Origin of the sequence: Pseudomonas sp. TE50-2, from assembly GCF_040813665.1 — a bacterium.
In the GTDB taxonomy this organism is placed as follows: Bacteria; Pseudomonadota; Gammaproteobacteria; order Pseudomonadales; family Pseudomonadaceae; genus Aquipseudomonas; species Aquipseudomonas soli.
In genome coordinates this window covers 1,482,052-1,496,570 of record NZ_JBFNXN010000001.1, presented here as the reverse complement: position 1 = coordinate 1,496,570, position 14,519 = coordinate 1,482,052, and the positions used below count along the sequence as shown (strand labels likewise).

19 protein-coding genes are annotated in these 14,519 nt (G+C 61.4%); 12 read left to right on the top strand and 7 right to left on the bottom strand.

From position 1 onward, the window contains the following. Positions 1–59: 59 nt before the first annotated feature. From AAHK21_RS06720 to AAHK21_RS06705, 4 genes are read right to left on the bottom strand one after another with little or no spacing between them, the layout of a single operon-like run. Positions 60–1,892, bottom strand: coding sequence for an ABC transporter ATP-binding protein (locus tag AAHK21_RS06720; protein WP_367856806.1), 1,833 nt, complete (start codon positions 1,890–1,892; stop codon positions 60–62). Between the two features lie 51 nt (positions 1,893–1,943). Further along, positions 1,944–2,501: a peptidylprolyl isomerase gene (locus tag AAHK21_RS06715; protein WP_050706800.1), complete on the bottom strand. Its 558-nt coding sequence runs from the start codon at positions 2,499–2,501 to the stop codon at positions 1,944–1,946. Further along, positions 2,495–3,307, bottom strand: coding sequence for an alpha/beta fold hydrolase (locus AAHK21_RS06710; RefSeq protein ID WP_367856805.1), 813 nt, complete (start codon positions 3,305–3,307; stop codon positions 2,495–2,497). Before AAHK21_RS06710 ends, AAHK21_RS06715 begins: the two co-directional genes overlap by 7 nt. Positions 3,308–3,320: 13 nt before the next feature. Further along, positions 3,321–4,244, bottom strand: a complete 924-nt coding sequence (locus AAHK21_RS06705; protein ID WP_028693074.1) for a LysR family transcriptional regulator — start codon at positions 4,242–4,244, stop codon at positions 3,321–3,323. A 50-nt stretch (positions 4,245–4,294) separates the two neighbouring features. Here AAHK21_RS06705 and AAHK21_RS06700 point away from each other — a divergent pair, with 50 nt between their 5' ends. From AAHK21_RS06700 to AAHK21_RS06690, 3 genes are all read left to right on the top strand, one after another. Beyond that, positions 4,295–4,609, top strand: coding sequence for a hypothetical protein (locus tag AAHK21_RS06700; RefSeq protein ID WP_023629501.1), 315 nt, complete (start codon positions 4,295–4,297; stop codon positions 4,607–4,609). Positions 4,610–4,719: 110 nt separating this feature from the next. Continuing rightward, on the top strand, positions 4,720–5,319 hold the full coding sequence (locus AAHK21_RS06695; protein ID WP_023629502.1) for an FMN-dependent NADH-azoreductase: 600 nt from the start codon (positions 4,720–4,722) through the stop codon (positions 5,317–5,319). 283 nt (positions 5,320–5,602) lie between these two features. Then, positions 5,603–6,475, top strand: a complete 873-nt coding sequence (locus AAHK21_RS06690) for a carboxylate/amino acid/amine transporter (protein WP_367856804.1) — start codon at positions 5,603–5,605, stop codon at positions 6,473–6,475. A 3-nt stretch (positions 6,476–6,478) separates the two neighbouring features. Here the strand turns inward: AAHK21_RS06690 and AAHK21_RS06685 are convergent, their stop codons facing one another. Together AAHK21_RS06685 and AAHK21_RS06680 are read right to left on the bottom strand one after the other, a co-directional pair. After that, positions 6,479–7,681: an MFS transporter gene (locus tag AAHK21_RS06685; RefSeq protein WP_367856803.1), complete on the bottom strand. Its 1,203-nt coding sequence runs from the start codon at positions 7,679–7,681 to the stop codon at positions 6,479–6,481. Positions 7,682–7,845: 164 nt separating this feature from the next. Further along, a complete protein-coding gene (locus AAHK21_RS06680) occupies positions 7,846–9,147 on the bottom strand; it encodes a mechanosensitive ion channel family protein (protein ID WP_367856802.1) in 1,302 nt (433 codons plus the stop codon). Between the two features lie 142 nt (positions 9,148–9,289). On the opposite strand from AAHK21_RS06680, the gene AAHK21_RS06675 reads away from it, so the two are divergent. The 3 genes from AAHK21_RS06675 (at position 9,290) to AAHK21_RS06665 (ending at position 11,293) form a co-directional block, all read left to right on the top strand. Continuing rightward, on the top strand, positions 9,290–10,615 hold the full coding sequence (locus AAHK21_RS06675; RefSeq protein ID WP_367856801.1) for a DEAD/DEAH box helicase: 1,326 nt from the start codon (positions 9,290–9,292) through the stop codon (positions 10,613–10,615). A gap of 185 nt (positions 10,616–10,800) precedes the next feature. Next, positions 10,801–11,082 (top strand): BrnT family toxin, encoded by a 282-nt coding sequence (locus AAHK21_RS06670; protein ID WP_367856800.1) that lies wholly within the window; start codon positions 10,801–10,803, stop codon positions 11,080–11,082. After that, entirely contained in the window at positions 11,057–11,293 is a 237-nt protein-coding gene (locus tag AAHK21_RS06665) for a BrnA antitoxin family protein (protein ID WP_094010018.1), read from the top strand. The genes AAHK21_RS06670 and AAHK21_RS06665 overlap by 26 nt, the downstream gene beginning before the upstream one ends. Before the next feature lie 11 nt (positions 11,294–11,304). On the opposite strand, the gene AAHK21_RS06660 is transcribed toward AAHK21_RS06665, so the two are convergent. Further along, on the bottom strand, positions 11,305–11,574 hold the full coding sequence (locus AAHK21_RS06660) for a hypothetical protein (RefSeq protein ID WP_367856799.1): 270 nt from the start codon (positions 11,572–11,574) through the stop codon (positions 11,305–11,307). Positions 11,575–11,586: 12 nt separating this feature from the next. Here AAHK21_RS06660 and AAHK21_RS06655 point away from each other — a divergent pair, with 12 nt between their 5' ends. The 6 genes from AAHK21_RS06655 to AAHK21_RS06630 all read left to right on the top strand — a co-directional run bounded on the left by AAHK21_RS06655 (position 11,587) and on the right by AAHK21_RS06630 (position 14,505). Continuing rightward, entirely contained in the window at positions 11,587–12,057 is a 471-nt protein-coding gene (locus AAHK21_RS06655) for a hemagglutinin repeat-containing protein (RefSeq protein WP_367856798.1), read from the top strand. A gap of 29 nt (positions 12,058–12,086) precedes the next feature. Then, entirely contained in the window at positions 12,087–12,332 is a 246-nt protein-coding gene (locus AAHK21_RS06650; protein WP_367856797.1) for a hypothetical protein, read from the top strand. Positions 12,333–12,367: 35 nt separating this feature from the next. Then, complete coding sequence (locus AAHK21_RS06645; RefSeq protein WP_367856796.1) at positions 12,368–12,604, top strand: hypothetical protein; 237 nt, start codon at positions 12,368–12,370, stop codon at positions 12,602–12,604. A 190-nt stretch (positions 12,605–12,794) separates the two neighbouring features. Next, on the top strand, positions 12,795–13,118 hold the full coding sequence (locus tag AAHK21_RS06640; RefSeq protein WP_367856795.1) for a hypothetical protein: 324 nt from the start codon (positions 12,795–12,797) through the stop codon (positions 13,116–13,118). Between the two features lie 156 nt (positions 13,119–13,274). Then, on the top strand, positions 13,275–13,505 hold the full coding sequence (locus tag AAHK21_RS06635; protein WP_367856794.1) for a hypothetical protein: 231 nt from the start codon (positions 13,275–13,277) through the stop codon (positions 13,503–13,505). 400 nt (positions 13,506–13,905) lie between these two features. Further along, entirely contained in the window at positions 13,906–14,505 is a 600-nt protein-coding gene (locus AAHK21_RS06630; RefSeq protein ID WP_367856793.1) for a hypothetical protein, read from the top strand. Positions 14,506–14,519: the final 14 nt, after the last annotated feature.

Here is a 14,519-nt window from a genome sequence, read left to right as displayed (position 1 = left end):
GGGCTCGTGGGAGCGGGCAAGCCCGCTCCCAAGCTGATTTTCCCATGGCGTTTTCTGTATCAATCCACCCCGACGAACCCACCCGTCTGGTGATGCCACAGCCGCGCATACAGGCCACGCTGCGCCAATAGCTCGGTGTGGCTGCCACTCTCGACGATATGCCCCTTGTCCAGCACGATCAGCCGGTCCATGCGGGCGATGGTCGATAGGCGGTGGGCGATGGCGATCACCGTCTTGCCCTGCATCAGCGTCTCCAGGCTCTCCTGGATCGCCGCTTCGACCTCCGAGTCCAGCGCCGAGGTGGCCTCGTCCATGATCAGGATCGGCGCGTTCTTCAGCAGCACCCGGGCGATGGCGATGCGCTGGCGCTGGCCGCCGGAGAGCTTCACGCCCCGCTCGCCGACATGGGCGTCGAAGCCTGTACGGCCCTGGGCGTCGGACAACTGCGGGATGAACTCGTCGGCCCGCGCCCGGCGTACAGCCTCCCAGACTTCCTCGTCATTGGCATCCGGCCGGCCGTACAGCAGGTTGTCGCGGATCGAGCGGTGCAGCAGCGAAGTGTCCTGGGTGATCATGCCGATCTGAGCGCGCAGGCTGGCCTGGTTGACCTCGGCGATATCCTGGCCGTCGATGAGGATGCGCCCGCTGTCGATGTCATACAGGCGCAGCAGCAGGTTGACCAGGGTCGACTTGCCGGCGCCGGACGGGCCGATCAGGCCGATCTTCTCGCCGGGGCGGATATCCAGGTTCAAGGCATCGATCACCTTGCCGCCCTTGCCGTAGTGGAAGTCGACATGGTCGAAGCGCACCGCGCCGCGGCTGACCTTGAGTGCCGGCGCGTGCGGCTTGTCGCTGACGGTGACCGGCTGGGCGATGGTCTGCAGGCCGTCCTGGACCATGCCGATGTTCTCGAAGATGCCGTTGACCACCCACATGATCCAGCCCGACATGTTGACGATGCGGATCACCAGGCCGGTGGCCAGGGCGATGGCACCGACGCTGATCAGCGACTGGCTCCACAGCCACAGGGCAAGGCCCGTGGTTGCGACCACCAGCAGGCCGTTCAGCGAGGTGATGACCACGTCCATGCTGGTGATCACCCGCGAGGCCAGCTGGGTCTTCTCGGTCTGCTCGCTGATCGCCTCGCGAGCGTACTGCTGCTCGTAGTCGGTGTGGGCGAACAGCTTGAGCGTGGCGATGTTGGTGTAGCCATCGACGATGCGCCCCATCAGCTTGGAGCGGGCATCGGAGGAGATCACCGAGCGTTCCTTCACCCGCGGCACGAAGTAGTACAGCGCGCCGATATAGCAGGCGATCCACACCAGCAGCGGCAGCATCAGCCGCCAGTCGGCCTCGGCGAACAGCACCAGTGCGCTGATGGCATAGATCAGCACATGCCACAGCGCGTCCACCGCCTGCACCGCCGAATCGCGCAGGGAGTTGCCGGTCTGCATGATGCGCTGGGCGATGCGCCCGGCGAAGTCGCTCTGGAAGAAGTTCAGGCTCTGCTTGAGCACATAGGTGTGGTTCTGCCAGCGGATCAGGCTGGTCATGCCCGGGCTGATGGTCTGGTGCACCAGCAGGTCGTGCAGGCCAAAGAACACCGGCCGCAGCACCAGCACCACCACCAGCATCCAGATCAGCTCGCCACTGTGCTCGCTGAAGAAGTTGGCGTTGGGCGTACCCTGGGCCAGGTCGATGATCCGGCTCAGGTAGCTGAACAGCGCCACCTCGATCAGCGAGGCGATCAGCCCGACGATCAGCAAGGCGACGAAGCTCGGCCAGACCTGGCGCAAATAATAGAGATAGAAGGGCCAGACCTTGCCGGGAGGCGCCTCGCTCGGCGCCTCGCGGAAGATGTCGATCAACTGCTCGAAACGACGGTACAGCATGGGTGACGACACTCCTGTTCGACCCGACTCACGTCCCTGTGCGGCGCGGGATCAATCGATGCGTTTGGCCGACTTGATGTAGACCGGATCCGCCGGCACATCGCGCATGCCTTTCTTGACGGTGGTTGGCGAGTTGACGATCTGATCGACCACCTCCATGCCCTTGGTGACCTTGCCGAACACCGCGTAGCCACGGTCGCGGCCCGGGTTGAGGAAGTCGTTGTCGGCGACGTTGATGAAGAACTGGCTGGTGGCCGAGTTCGGGTCGGAGGTACGCGCCATGGACAGGGTGCCACGGGTGTTCTGCAGGCCGTTGCTCGCCTCGTTGCGTATTGGGTCCTGGGTGCTCTTCTGTACCATCTGGTCGGTGAAGCCACCGCCCTGGACCATGAAGCCCGGGATCACACGGTGGAAGATGGTGTTGTTGTAGAAACCGCTGTCGACGTACTGGAGGAAGTTCTTGGTACTGATCGGCGCTTTTTCTGCGTTCAATTCGATCTCGATCTTGCCGAAGCTGGTGACCAGCTCAACGTGCGGGGTCTTGTCGGAGGCCATGACGCTGGTGGCGAAGGCGACCGAGCAGGCGGTGAGCAGAAGTTTTTTCAGCATGGGCTCAATGATCCTTGAGAGGTGGAAGCGGCTGCGAGGAACTGCAGCAGGGTCTGGTTGAAGACCTCAGGTTGGTCCAGGGGCGTAGCGTGCCGCGAATCGTCGATGACCGCCAGTCTGGCGTTGGGCATCAGGGCGACGTAACGCTCCTTGAGTTGTATCGGTGTGTAATCGTGGTCGGCGGCGATCACCAGGGTGGGACAGCGGATCTGGCCGATGCGTTCCTGTACGCCCCAGTCGACGATGGCGTCGAAGCTTTTCAGGTACGCACGCTTGTCGTTGCGCGCCCAGCGCTCGGCCATCTTGCGCCGCAGCTCGGCCTGCTCCGGCTTGGGAAACAGCCGTTCGGCCAGGCCCTTGCCGACGGTCTCGACGCTGAGCAGACGCGCCAGGCCCCAGCGCTTGAGCCACCAGATCCAGTCGCTGCGGGTGCGGCGCTTGACCTCCGGGGCGCTGTTGACGATGCACAGGCTGCGCAGCCACTCGGGGTGGTCGACGGCGAACTGGAAACCGAGCATGCCGCCCATGGACAGGCCGATGAAGTGCACCGGGCCGGTGTCCAGATGACGGAGCAGGGCCAGGAGATCCTCGCTGAAGGTCTTTATCTGGTAGCCCGAGCGAGGCTTGGACGATTGCCCGTGGCCGCGGATGTCCATGAGGATCACCCGGTACTGGCGGGCGAGCTCGGGCACCTGCAGTTCCCAGTCCTGGCTGCTCGAACCCAGCCCGTGCAGCAGCACCAGGGGCTCGCCCTGACCGTGTTCCTCGTAATGCAACTGGCATCCTTGATGTTCGAAAACGGCCATGGGCGCGGTCCTCTCAGGCTTGCGGGGGGGCTGCGAAGGGCACGTCCAGCGGCGCGGTGTCGAAATTGCGCAGCAGTTCGATGAGAATCTGCGTGGCCGGGCCCAAGGTCTTTTCCTTGCTCGAGTAAAGGTAGAACAGTGGATGGCGGCTGCCACCCTGATCCAGCGGCAGGGGCTTGAGCACGCCTTCGCGCAGTTCGCGCTCGATCATGTGCCGGGGCAGCCAGGCAAAGCCCAGGCCGCTGCCGACGAAGGTCGCCGCGGTGCCCAGGCTGCCTACCGTCCAGCGCTGCTCGGCGCCTAGCCAGCCGACATCACGCGGCTGGGCCCGACCGGAGTCGCGGATCACCACCTGCAATTGGCTTTCCAGGTCCTGGAAGGTGATTTCGCGGCCCATGCGGTGCAGGGCATGCTCGGGGTGGGCGACGGCGATGAACTCCACCGGGCTCAGTTCGGTGCCCAGGTAACCGCCGATGTTGAAGCTGCTGATGGCAAGGTCGGCGATGCCTTCGTGCAGCACTTCCTCGACTCCGGACAGCACCTCTTCGCGCAGGCGTACCCGGCAGCCGCGGCTCTGCGGCATGAACGCTGCCAGGGCGCGCACCAGGCGGGCGCTGGGGTAGGCGGCGTCGACCACCAGGCGCACCTCGGCTTCCCAACCCTGCTCCATGTGGTGGGCCAGGTCTTCCAGCTGGCTGGCCTGCTTGACCAGTTGCCGCGAACGGCGCAGCAGCACGCTGCCGGCCTCGGTCAGCACCGCCTTGCGCCCATCGATGCGTAGCAGCGGCACGCCCAGCTGCTCCTGCATGCGCGCCACGGTGTAGCTTACCGACGATTGCGAGCGGTGCAGGGCCTCGGCGGCCTGGGCGAACCCGCCGTGGTCGACCACCGCCTGCAGGGTCCGCCACTGATCCAGGGTAACGCGCGGTGCTTTCATCCAGGGCTCCTGTTGTCCTAAGCTGCGCTCTTCCCAAGGAGAGCGCCCGTATGAAGAAATGTTGTGCGGCTTTGCTGTTGTGCCTGCCCCTCGGGGCCATGGCTTACCCGATCGACGTGGAGAAGGAACTGACCGGGGTCAAGGTCGACTACACCGCCTACGACACGGCCTATGACATCGGCTCGATCAGCCTCAACAACTATGGGCAGGTGCCGGCGGCATGCAAGGTCACCTTCCGCAACGGCCCCGAGGCGCCGAGGGTGCGCCGGGTCAACGTGCCTGCGGGCAGAAGCGTGGATGTCACTGCCAAGTTCAACCGGCAGATCATCAAGCTGCGCATCGTGCTCGACTGCAAAGCGGAATAAAACAGGTTAATCGATAGGTTGATCCCACTTTTTACGCTTTTTTATCGATAGGTCAACCTCTAATCTCACCTCCATCGAATCGCCACCCCTTACCGCCGATGGAGGCACACATGTCCCGCGTACTGATCATCGAAAGCAGCGCCCGCCAGCAGGATTCCGTTTCTCGCCAACTGACCCTGGACTTCATCCAGCAATGGCAAGCGGCGCATCCGGCCGACGAGATCACGGTGCGCGACCTGGCGGTGAACCCCGTGCCGCACCTGGACGCCAACCTGCTCGGCGGCTGGATGAAGCCCGAGGAACAGCGCAGCGCTACCGAGCGTGAGGCACTGGAGCGCTCCAATGCGCTGACCGACGAACTGTTGGCCGCCGACGTGCTGGTGATGGCTGCGCCGATGTACAACTTCACCATCCCCAGTACCCTGAAAGCCTGGCTGGACCACGTGCTGCGCGCCGGCATCACCTTCAAGTACACCCCGACCGGGCCACAGGGGCTGCTCAACGGCAAGCGCGCCATCGTCCTGACCGCTCGCGGCGGCATCCATGCCGGTGCCAGCAGCGATCACCAGGAACCGTACCTGCGCCAGGTGATGGCCTTCATCGGTATCCATGATGTGGACTTCATCCATGCCGAAGGCTTGAACATGAGCGGCGAGTTCCACGAGAAGGGCCTGAACCAGGCCAAGGCCAGACTGGCCGCGGTGGCCTGAGCCGCGACGAATTCCCAACCCTGACACCTTGTTGCTCCTTTGGGTGTGCCTGCCCGGCCATAGAGATGGCCGGGCTTTTTTTGCTCGCAGAAAGTGCGCATCCTGTGCCGGCCTGATCGCCGACAAGCCAGCTCATGGATACAGCGCAGTCCTTGAGAATTGTGCGGTCGGTGTGGGAGCCGGCTTGCCGGCGATGGGCTGCGCAGCAGCCCCACAATCCCCATGGTTGAACTGCCCAGGCCCAACCCGCTAAGGTCCCCGCCTTGATCCACGAGGGCCAACCATGGGCTACCTGATAATCGTCGCGCTGATCCAGGCGTACTCCTTCAACCTGATCGGCGAATACCTGGCCGGCCATGTCGACAGCTACTTCGCCGTGCTTGTGCGGGTGTTGCTGGCCGGGTTGGTGTTCCTGCCACTGACCCGCTGGCGCCAGGTCGAACCACGCTTCATGCGCTCGATGCTGCTGATCGGCGCGCTGCAGTACGGCATCACCTATGTCTGCCTGTACCTCAGCTTCCGCGTGCTGACGGTGCCGGAGGTACTGCTGTTCACCATTCTCACCCCGCTGCATGTGACCTTGATCGAGGATGCCCTGAACCGCCGCTTCAACCCCTGGGCGCTGCTTGCCGCCCTGGTGGCAGTGGCCGGCGCGGCGGTGATCCGCTTCGACACGGTCACCGGCGAGTTCTTCATCGGTTTCCTGCTGCTGCAGCTGGCCAACTTCACCTATGCCGCCGGGCAGGTGCTGTACCGCCATCTGGTGGCCCGCCACCCCAGCGACCTGCCGCACTACCGCCGGTTCGGCTATTTCTACCTGGGCGCGTTGCTGGTGGTATTGCCGGCCTTCCTGCTGTTCGGCAATGCCCAGCACCTGCCGAGCACCGATACCCAGTGGCTGGTGCTGCTGTTCCTCGGCCTGTGTCCGACTGCATTGGGGTTGTACTGGTGGAACAAGGGTGCCTGCCTGGTCTCCGGCGGTACCCTAGCGGTGATGAATAACCTGCATGTGCCGGTGGGCTTGTTGCTCAACCTGCTGATCTGGAACCAGGACGAACCGCTCGGGCGCCTGGCCATTGGCGGTACGGTGATCCTGGCGTCGGTCTGGTTGAGCCGCTTGGGCGGCCAGCGCGCGAGGCTGCCGGGAGCGGCCTGAGGATCATTGCCGGCGCGGCAGGCCAGTGTGCACGACCAGGCATAACGGCAGGGTCAGCAGCAGCGTGCCTGCCAGCGCCATCAATCCCTGTTCCACCCCAGTGTGGTCGGATATCGCGCCGATCAGCATCGGCGCCAGCGCGCCGCCGCCGACGGTGCCGGTATAGAAGCAGGCGAACACCCGCTCGCGCTGCTCGCTGCCGGCGAAGTCCGGCACCAGCCCGGTCAGCACCGACGAGGTGCCGTTGAGTGCCACGCCGATCAGAGGCATCACCAGCATCAACGGCAGGTAGGGCAACAGCAGTGCCACCAGGATCAGCCCGGCGGTCAGCAGCTCGGTGCAGATCACGGTGCGCACCGGCCCCAGTCGGGCGCCCAGGTAGCCGCAGAACAGCTTGCCGAAGGCGCCGCCAATGAACAGCAATGTCAGGGCCAGGCCTATTTGCGCGGTCGTCGCGCCCTTGCTCTGCAGCAGGAACGGCAGGAAGGTCAGAAAACCCATGCGCACGCCACTGTCGAGGGTGCCGGTGGCGATCAGCGCCGCCAGCCCTGACCTTGAGCCAACTCGATCTTGGGCCACGGCCTTGCGCGTTGATCGCCCTGCGAGTGGCGCCTGACGCAATAGCCACCACAGTGCCGCTGCCGCCCCCAGGCCTAGCAGTCCAAGCGCGGTGGCGTTAGCCTGCCATGACACATATACCAGCACTAGGCCGACCAGGCCCGGGATCAGCGCCTTGCCGATATCTCCGGCGAAATTGTACTGGGCCAGGGCCTGCTTCACCTTGCCGCTGCCTTCGTAGGCATCAGCGACCAGCGCGCTGGCCAGCGGGTGCTGGGTACTGGCACCGAGGCCGGCGAGCATCAGGGCGATCAGCAGGAGGCTCAAGTCGCTCGCCTGGGCGGCCATCAGGTAGGCCAGCCCGGCCAGCGCCGTGCCCCGGATCAACAGGGCCTCGCGACCCCAGTGCCGGGCACCTTTGCTGGCCAACAACTGAAAACCCGCCATCATGCCGGCGTAGGCGCCGCGCAGCAGCCCGACCTGGGCGTAGCTGAGGCCGAAGGCGACCTGCCAGAGGGGCAGCAATACGTAGATGACATCGGTCAGGCCGTCATGCACGCCATGGGCGAGGCTGGCGGCGGCGAGGGTCTTGCGCCGAGACGATGGCGGGGTGTCGTGCAGTGAAGTGCTGGCAATGTCCTGAGGCATGGCTCGCTCACGAAGGTTGTGGCAGGCGTCTGTCGAGCGTCAGGGATAGGCGTGGCGAGTGGGCCGTCGATCTTCCGTGATGACGTCGTCCTGGATGGCTCCAGGGTAGTGCGCCTTGGGGGCGCAATGCAAAGGGCGCCCGGTCGGGCGCCCCGATGGGACGGTCAGGCCTCGCTCAATACGTCCAGGCTGCGTGGCTGGGTCTGAGGCTGCGGCCTGGCCGCCAGCCCCGCACGCATGTCATGACCACTAGGCTGCTGGTACAGGCTCAGCCCGAACTCCGGCAGGACGGCCAACAGGTAGTCGAAGATATCGCCCTGGATGCGCTCGTACTCGGCCCACACCGTGGTGGTGGTGAAGCAGTAGATCTCCAGTGGCACGCCTTCGGCGGTGGTCTGCATCTGGCGGACCATGCAGGTCATGTTCGGGTGCACGTTGGGGTGGCTCTTCAGGTACGCGAGGGCGAAGGCGCGGAAGGTACCGATATTGGTCAACTGCCGGCGGTTGGCCGACAGCCCGGCATTGTGGCCCTGAGCCTCGTTCCATTCGCGCAGCTCCTGGCGCTTGCCGGCCAGGTAGTCGCCGAGCAGACGCACCTGGCCCAGGCGCTGTTCTTCTTCCTGGGTCAGGAAGCGTACGCCCGCCGCATCGATGAACAAGCTGCGCTTGATCCGCCGCCCGCCGGACTGCTGCATGCCGCGGTAGTTGCGGAATGACTCGCTCATCAGGCGCCAGGTGGGGATGGAGACGATGGTCTTGTCGAAGTTCTGCACCTTGACCGTGTGCAGGGTGATGTCGACCACGTCGCCGTCGGCGCCGGCCTGGGGCATTTCGATCCAGTCGCCGACATGCAGCATGTCGTTGCTGGTCAGTTGCACGCTGGCGACGAACGACAACAGGGTGTCCTTGTACACCAACAGCAGCACCGCCGACATGGCGCCCAGACCGGACAGCAGCAACAGTGGCGAGCGGTCGATCAGGGTGGCGACGATGACGATGGCGGCAAAGATCCACAGCATCATCTTGGCCAGCTGCATATAACCCTTGATCGAGCGGGTGCGGGCATGTTCGGTGCGGGCGTAGATGTCCAGCAGTGCGTCGAGCAGGCAGGACAGGGCGCGGGTCATGAACAGCAGCGTCACGGCCAGGGCGACGTTGCCGAGGAAATGCTGTGCGGCGGCCGACAGCTCCGGCACCAGCTTCAGGCCGAACTGCACCACCAGTGATGGGGTGGTCTGGGCCAGACGATGGAGCACCTTGTTGTGGCGCAGGTCGTCGAGCCACCTGAGCGCCTGTTGGCGCCCCAGCAGGCGGCTGGAGTGCAGCACCAGGAAGCGGGCCAGGCGGCCGATCAGCAGCGAGACGAGCAGCAGCACGGCCAGGCCGAGGGCAGCGTGCAGCAGCGGGTGTTGGTCGAGCGTGCCCCAGAGGTCGAGGGCGTCACGCCAGAAGCGTTGGATGTCCATGGGCTTGGAAACGGTCTGTGTTGCGGTACGAAGCGTTATTAGAGCGTGGATCGGCGCAAAGTTGCCAAAAGAAATTCGGTTCTGGCCACGGAAAACGTTACCCTATGCAACTGAATTTTTCGCACTTGCCCGAGGTTACCCCGTGTTTTCCCAATTCGCCCTGCACGAACGCCTGCTCAAAGCCGTGGCCGAGCTGAAATTTGTCGAGCCGACCCCAGTGCAGGCGGCGGCCATTCCCCTGGCCCTGCAAGGGCGTGACCTGCGGGTGACGGCGCAGACCGGCAGCGGCAAGACTGCCGCCTTCGTGCTGCCACTGCTCAACCGCCTGGTCGACCGCAGCGGCCCGAGCGTGGAAATCCGTGCGCTGATCCTGCTGCCGACCCGCGAACTGGCCCAACAGACCCTCAAGCAGGTGCAGCTGTTCTCCCAATTCACCTACATCAAGTCGGGGCTGGTCACCGGCGGTGAAGACTTCAAGGAACAGGCGGCGATGCTGCGCAAGGTGCCGGATGTGCTGATCGGCACCCCGGGCCGCCTGCTCGAGCAGCTCAATGCCGGCAACCTCGACCTGTCGCACGTTGACGTGCTGATCCTCGACGAAGCCGACCGCATGCTCGACATGGGCTTCGCCGAAGACATGGAACGCCTGTGCAAAGAGTGCGAAAACCGCAAGCAGACCCTTCTGTTCTCGGCCACCACCGGTGGCGCGGCATTGCGCGACATCATCGGCAAAGTGCTCAAAGACCCTGAGCACCTGATGCTCAACAGCGTTTCGCAGCTCGCCGAAGGCACCCGCCAGCAGATCATCACCGCTGACCACGACCAGCACAAAGAGCAGATCGTGCAGTGGCTGCTGGCCAACGAGACCTACAAGAAGGCAATCATCTTCACCAACACCCGCGCCCTGGCCGACCGCATCTACGGCCACCTGGTGGCCAAGGAGGTCAAGGCGTTCGTCCTGCACGGCGAGAAGGACCAGAAGGACCGCAAGCTGGCCATCGACCGCTTCAAGGACGGCGGCTCCAAGGTGCTGGTGGCCACTGACGTCGCGGCCCGCGGCCTGGATATCGACGGCCTCGACCTGGTGATCAACTTCGACATGCCACGCAGCGGCGACGAGTACGTGCACCGTATCGGTCGCACCGGCCGTGCCGGCGGCGAAGGCCTGGCGATCTCGCTGATCACCCACAACGACTGGAACCTGATGTCGAGCATCGAACGCTACCTCAAGCAGCAGTTCGAGCGCCGCGTCATCAAGGAGGTCAAGGGTACCTATAACGGTCCGAAGAAGGTCAAGGCGTCGGGCAAGGCTGCCGGCACCAAGAAGAAAAAGACCGAGAAGAAGTCGGGTGCCGACAAGAAAGGCGCCGTCAAGCGCAAGCCGTCCGCCAAGCCGAAGGCCAACGCGCCGCTGGCCAGCGCCGATGGCCTGGCACCGCTGAAAAAGCGCAAGCCGGCGGCTGAGTAAGCCCCTCCGGCAATGAGCCCGCCACTGCAACGGTGGCGGGTTGCTTCACCTCTTTCCCCAGGGCGCGTAGCCCATTTCCCAAACCCTGTTCCAGCCCGGGCATTTTGTCGCCCGAGCGCCACACTCCTCTGGCATGTGCAGCCAAGGAGGAGTAGCGTATGTACAGCTGTAAATACGATTGTCCCGTGCGATTTGAATGGGACGAGGAAAAGAACCAGCTCAACATCCGCAAGCACGGTATCGACTTCAACGATGTGCCCCAGATGTTCCGCCAACCGATGCTGGCGCTGCGGGATGAGCGATTCGAGTACCCGGAGGCACGCTGGATCGGCATGGGCTGGATCAATGCCTGGGTCAGCGTGGTCGCCTACACCGAACGACAGGGTGATGTAATCCGCATCATTTCCGCCAGAAGAGCCACTCGACGTGAGGTAACGCGCTATGTCGAAACCGTCCAGAAGCTGTGAGCAAGACCAAGCCCCGGTCGATACCTCGGACATCCCCGAACTCGACGATGACTTCTTCCGCCGCGCCGAGCTGCGGGTGCCGGCCAAGCAGACAGTGACCATCCGCCTGGATGCCGATGTACTGACCTGGTTCAAGGAGCAGGGCGCCGGCTACCAGACCCGCATCAACCAGTTGCTTCGTCAGTACATGCAGGCCCAGCAGCGGCGTTGATCCGGGCGCGGTCAGGTTTTCCTTTCCGCTTCCTTCAGCTCCTGGATGCGCTTGTCGATCAACTGGCACTTGTCCGGCAGGTCCTTGCTGGCGGTGCCGAGGTCCATGTGCTGGAGCTCCTCATTGATCTCCTTGGCCTTTTGAGCGTTCTGCTCGGTCAGTTGGCTCACCAGGCCTGCCAGTTGCTCTCTTTTCTGCGTGGCCTCTTCCGGTGTGCAGGCCCAGATGGGCTGCGCGCACAGCAGGGCTGCCGCGTAGAGGATGTAGGGTAGTGGTTTCATCCTTCGGTTCCCTTGTCAGTCGATTCATGCGGTGGAGGTCGCTGGCTGGCCGGAAGTTCAGCGCGAGCGACTGGCGGGACAAGCGCCGTTATCCAGATCCGCAGCTTCAAGCAGCAGGAGAGCTACCACAGCACCGACGTCGCCTCGATGATCGAGGCCGGTGGCGACCTGACCGTCAACGTCAGCAAGAAGGACGACGGCGGCATCGACCTGGACGGTGGCCGTGATGTCGCGGTGATCGGCAGCCAACTCAAGGCCGGCGGTGATGTCATGCTCGGTGCAACTGGCGATGTGGCCGTGCTGTCTGGCGTCGAGGAACACGGCGAGTACAGCAAGAAGACCAAGTCCGGTTTCCTTGGCCTGTCTGGAAAAACGCGACCTGTCAGATACGATGACGCCCTCGACAACAGCGGCAAGAAGAGAGCTCCAATCGAGAAAGAGCTGAATTGGTCCTTGGAATACGTGCAAAATAAATCTGGTTGAGTTTGTGGTGGTGAACGGCGAGGTGAAAAATGATTGACTGCATTACCAAGGAGCGAGTTCAGGTTCTTATTGATCCTCGTTATGGGCCTTATATAAGAATTTTTTCCTTTCAGGACAGTGGGGCGCTCAGGGATCTGTTTGATGATGAGCTCAATGTGCTCTACTGGCTGGGGCCGTGCCCAGACCTTGGTGTTCATGGCGGGACCGAGTACTATTTCGGTACCGTTGCTGATCCGATCAAGCTTCAAGAGCTGCTCGATAGTATCGAGTTGTAGGTGGTTCTTGAGGTGTTTGGATAACGAAGGTGGTTATGATCGATACAATGATTGGTGAAAAAATTCAAGTTTGTTTGGATTCGGAACAGGGGCCTTTCGTACGTATTGCAGGTCTTGAAGATTGCAAGAAATTGGAGTATTTATTGGATGCTGAGTATTTTGTCCCTTATCTGAAGGTGAAGTCGCCGGGCTTTTCGACGACTGGGGGAGTCTACTACTTCGGTACTGTCGCTGACCCGCTAAAGCTCCAGGTGCTTCTGGATGGTATATGATTGCTCAATATATAGCTGAGTTGGTGCGGAAAGGAGAAGATTTTATTTGTTTTGCTCTGCTCTTTGCTGTTGCATGGCCGAGCCGACGGCTATGAGCTACTCCGTTAGTTAAAGCAATATCCTTGCTCGGTTTCAAGAGCTTCGAAGTGGTGTCAAACTGCTCGGTTGAATTTCGTGATTAGAGAGCAATATGGAAAAGAGTGAGTTGATTCGTGCTTTGATTCAAGCGGGCAGGGCAGATGATCTTCTCGCTTTCGTCGAGGGGGAGTCGGTGTACCTGACCGATGCTTCACAAGGGGTGCCCGAATCATCTGCGCTGAGACGAATCTGGGTGCTCGTTGTAACGCATCTCAGATTTATCGCCAAGTATGGAACAGTGACGGAGCATCAGGTCGCGGGTGGCCAAGTATTGTCACCCTACCCCGCAGAGTTCCAGCTATGGTTGGCATCAGGCGCGCCGGGTATAGCACTCGAGGACTTGCGGGCCTATGTCAGAGAGCATCCACTGGGTTGATGGAACTGCAGCAGTTGAAAAAGCGGGGGCAGTATTGTTTTGCTACGTTGCTGATTTACTAAAGCGTCAGGCGCTTCTGGACGGCATGGCGTGTGCCGATAGATAAAAATTCGGAAAATCAGAATGCCAAAATTCTTGTGTAGGTGTGGGTGCGTCATGAACTTGTCGCATGGCTGGTCAGATCATGAAATGACACTAATGCCTGAGTCAGTTATAGAGCAGGTTGCAGAGCGTCTGGATGTGGAGTCAATGTCTTCGGAGCAGTTTTACGAGGTGATTGAAATAACTGCCATGGCAGTTTACCGTTGCCCCCAATGCCGGCGATTGCATTTGGAGGAAGGTGAAAATAGTTTCACGACTTATGCTGTGGAGCAGGTGATTGATTAGGGTTTGTACGAAATGTTTCTGCGTGAAGGCCAAACAAGGAAAAAAGGGGGAGGAAGCGCAGTGTACTGGAGTACATGAGCATTCCGAGCCTCCTTTCAACGCGTTATTGGCGAGTGCAGATATATTTCGAGCAGCGCCTAAGTTGTATGGGTAGGGGCAGGTAAGCGGGTTGGGCGGAAAGTGAAAAATTTTATTTAACCTGCTCTTGACGAAAGGGGGTTTTATTTTTAAGTCCTCTACCGAAGAGAGTGTCGAGCGCTGAGCCGAAGGCGTCGAAATTAGGGTTTATATAATAAATCTGTGTCCTTGATCGGTGTCTGGCGACGAGGCGATGTTCCTCTCGGCGCCATGCTAAAACTTGAGAAAATTGCACGGTGACATGGCCTAAGGGGAACCGGCAATGAGCCTTGATGAACAATGGGAACCTGGCTTCGGTACTATATACACGTGGTTGGCCATGGATGGAGTTGGTCGAATTGCGGTCATGGTGAACAATTGTTTTGGTGATATTCCGAAAGTGCTCCTGGCACTGAGCGGAGCGGAGGAAATGCTGGACACCCTCAGTGAATTCATGTGGGAGGAGTCTCAGGTCTTTCGGTCGTACCCACCTTTGAAGAAAGGTGGCTTTACGGTGGACTTGTATTCGGCATGGCGCTGGCAAGGAAGAGACAAGGCTTTCGTGCTGGATGAGCTGTTGCGCGATCTCGAAGAGCGAGGAATCTACAGTGAAGCCAGCCTTGCCTTCAACAAAGGTTTCTTTGTCTATCACGCCGTCGAAGGTTCCCGAGAGGGAGAAGATTTTCCCGTTGGGTTTGATGGCCCTACGAGTATGGGAGACTACTTCAGGTTTCTGGTGCCAGGGGAGTATGCATCGATTGAAGATTTTCCAGAGAGCCTGAGACCAGGAGTTGTCGTCTCTCAAACCTTGGATTTCAATTCGAAACAAGTGTTGAGTGGGAAATGTATCAACGAGTATTTTTGCGATTTGTATAGGTGCTAAGCCTGGGGCAAAAA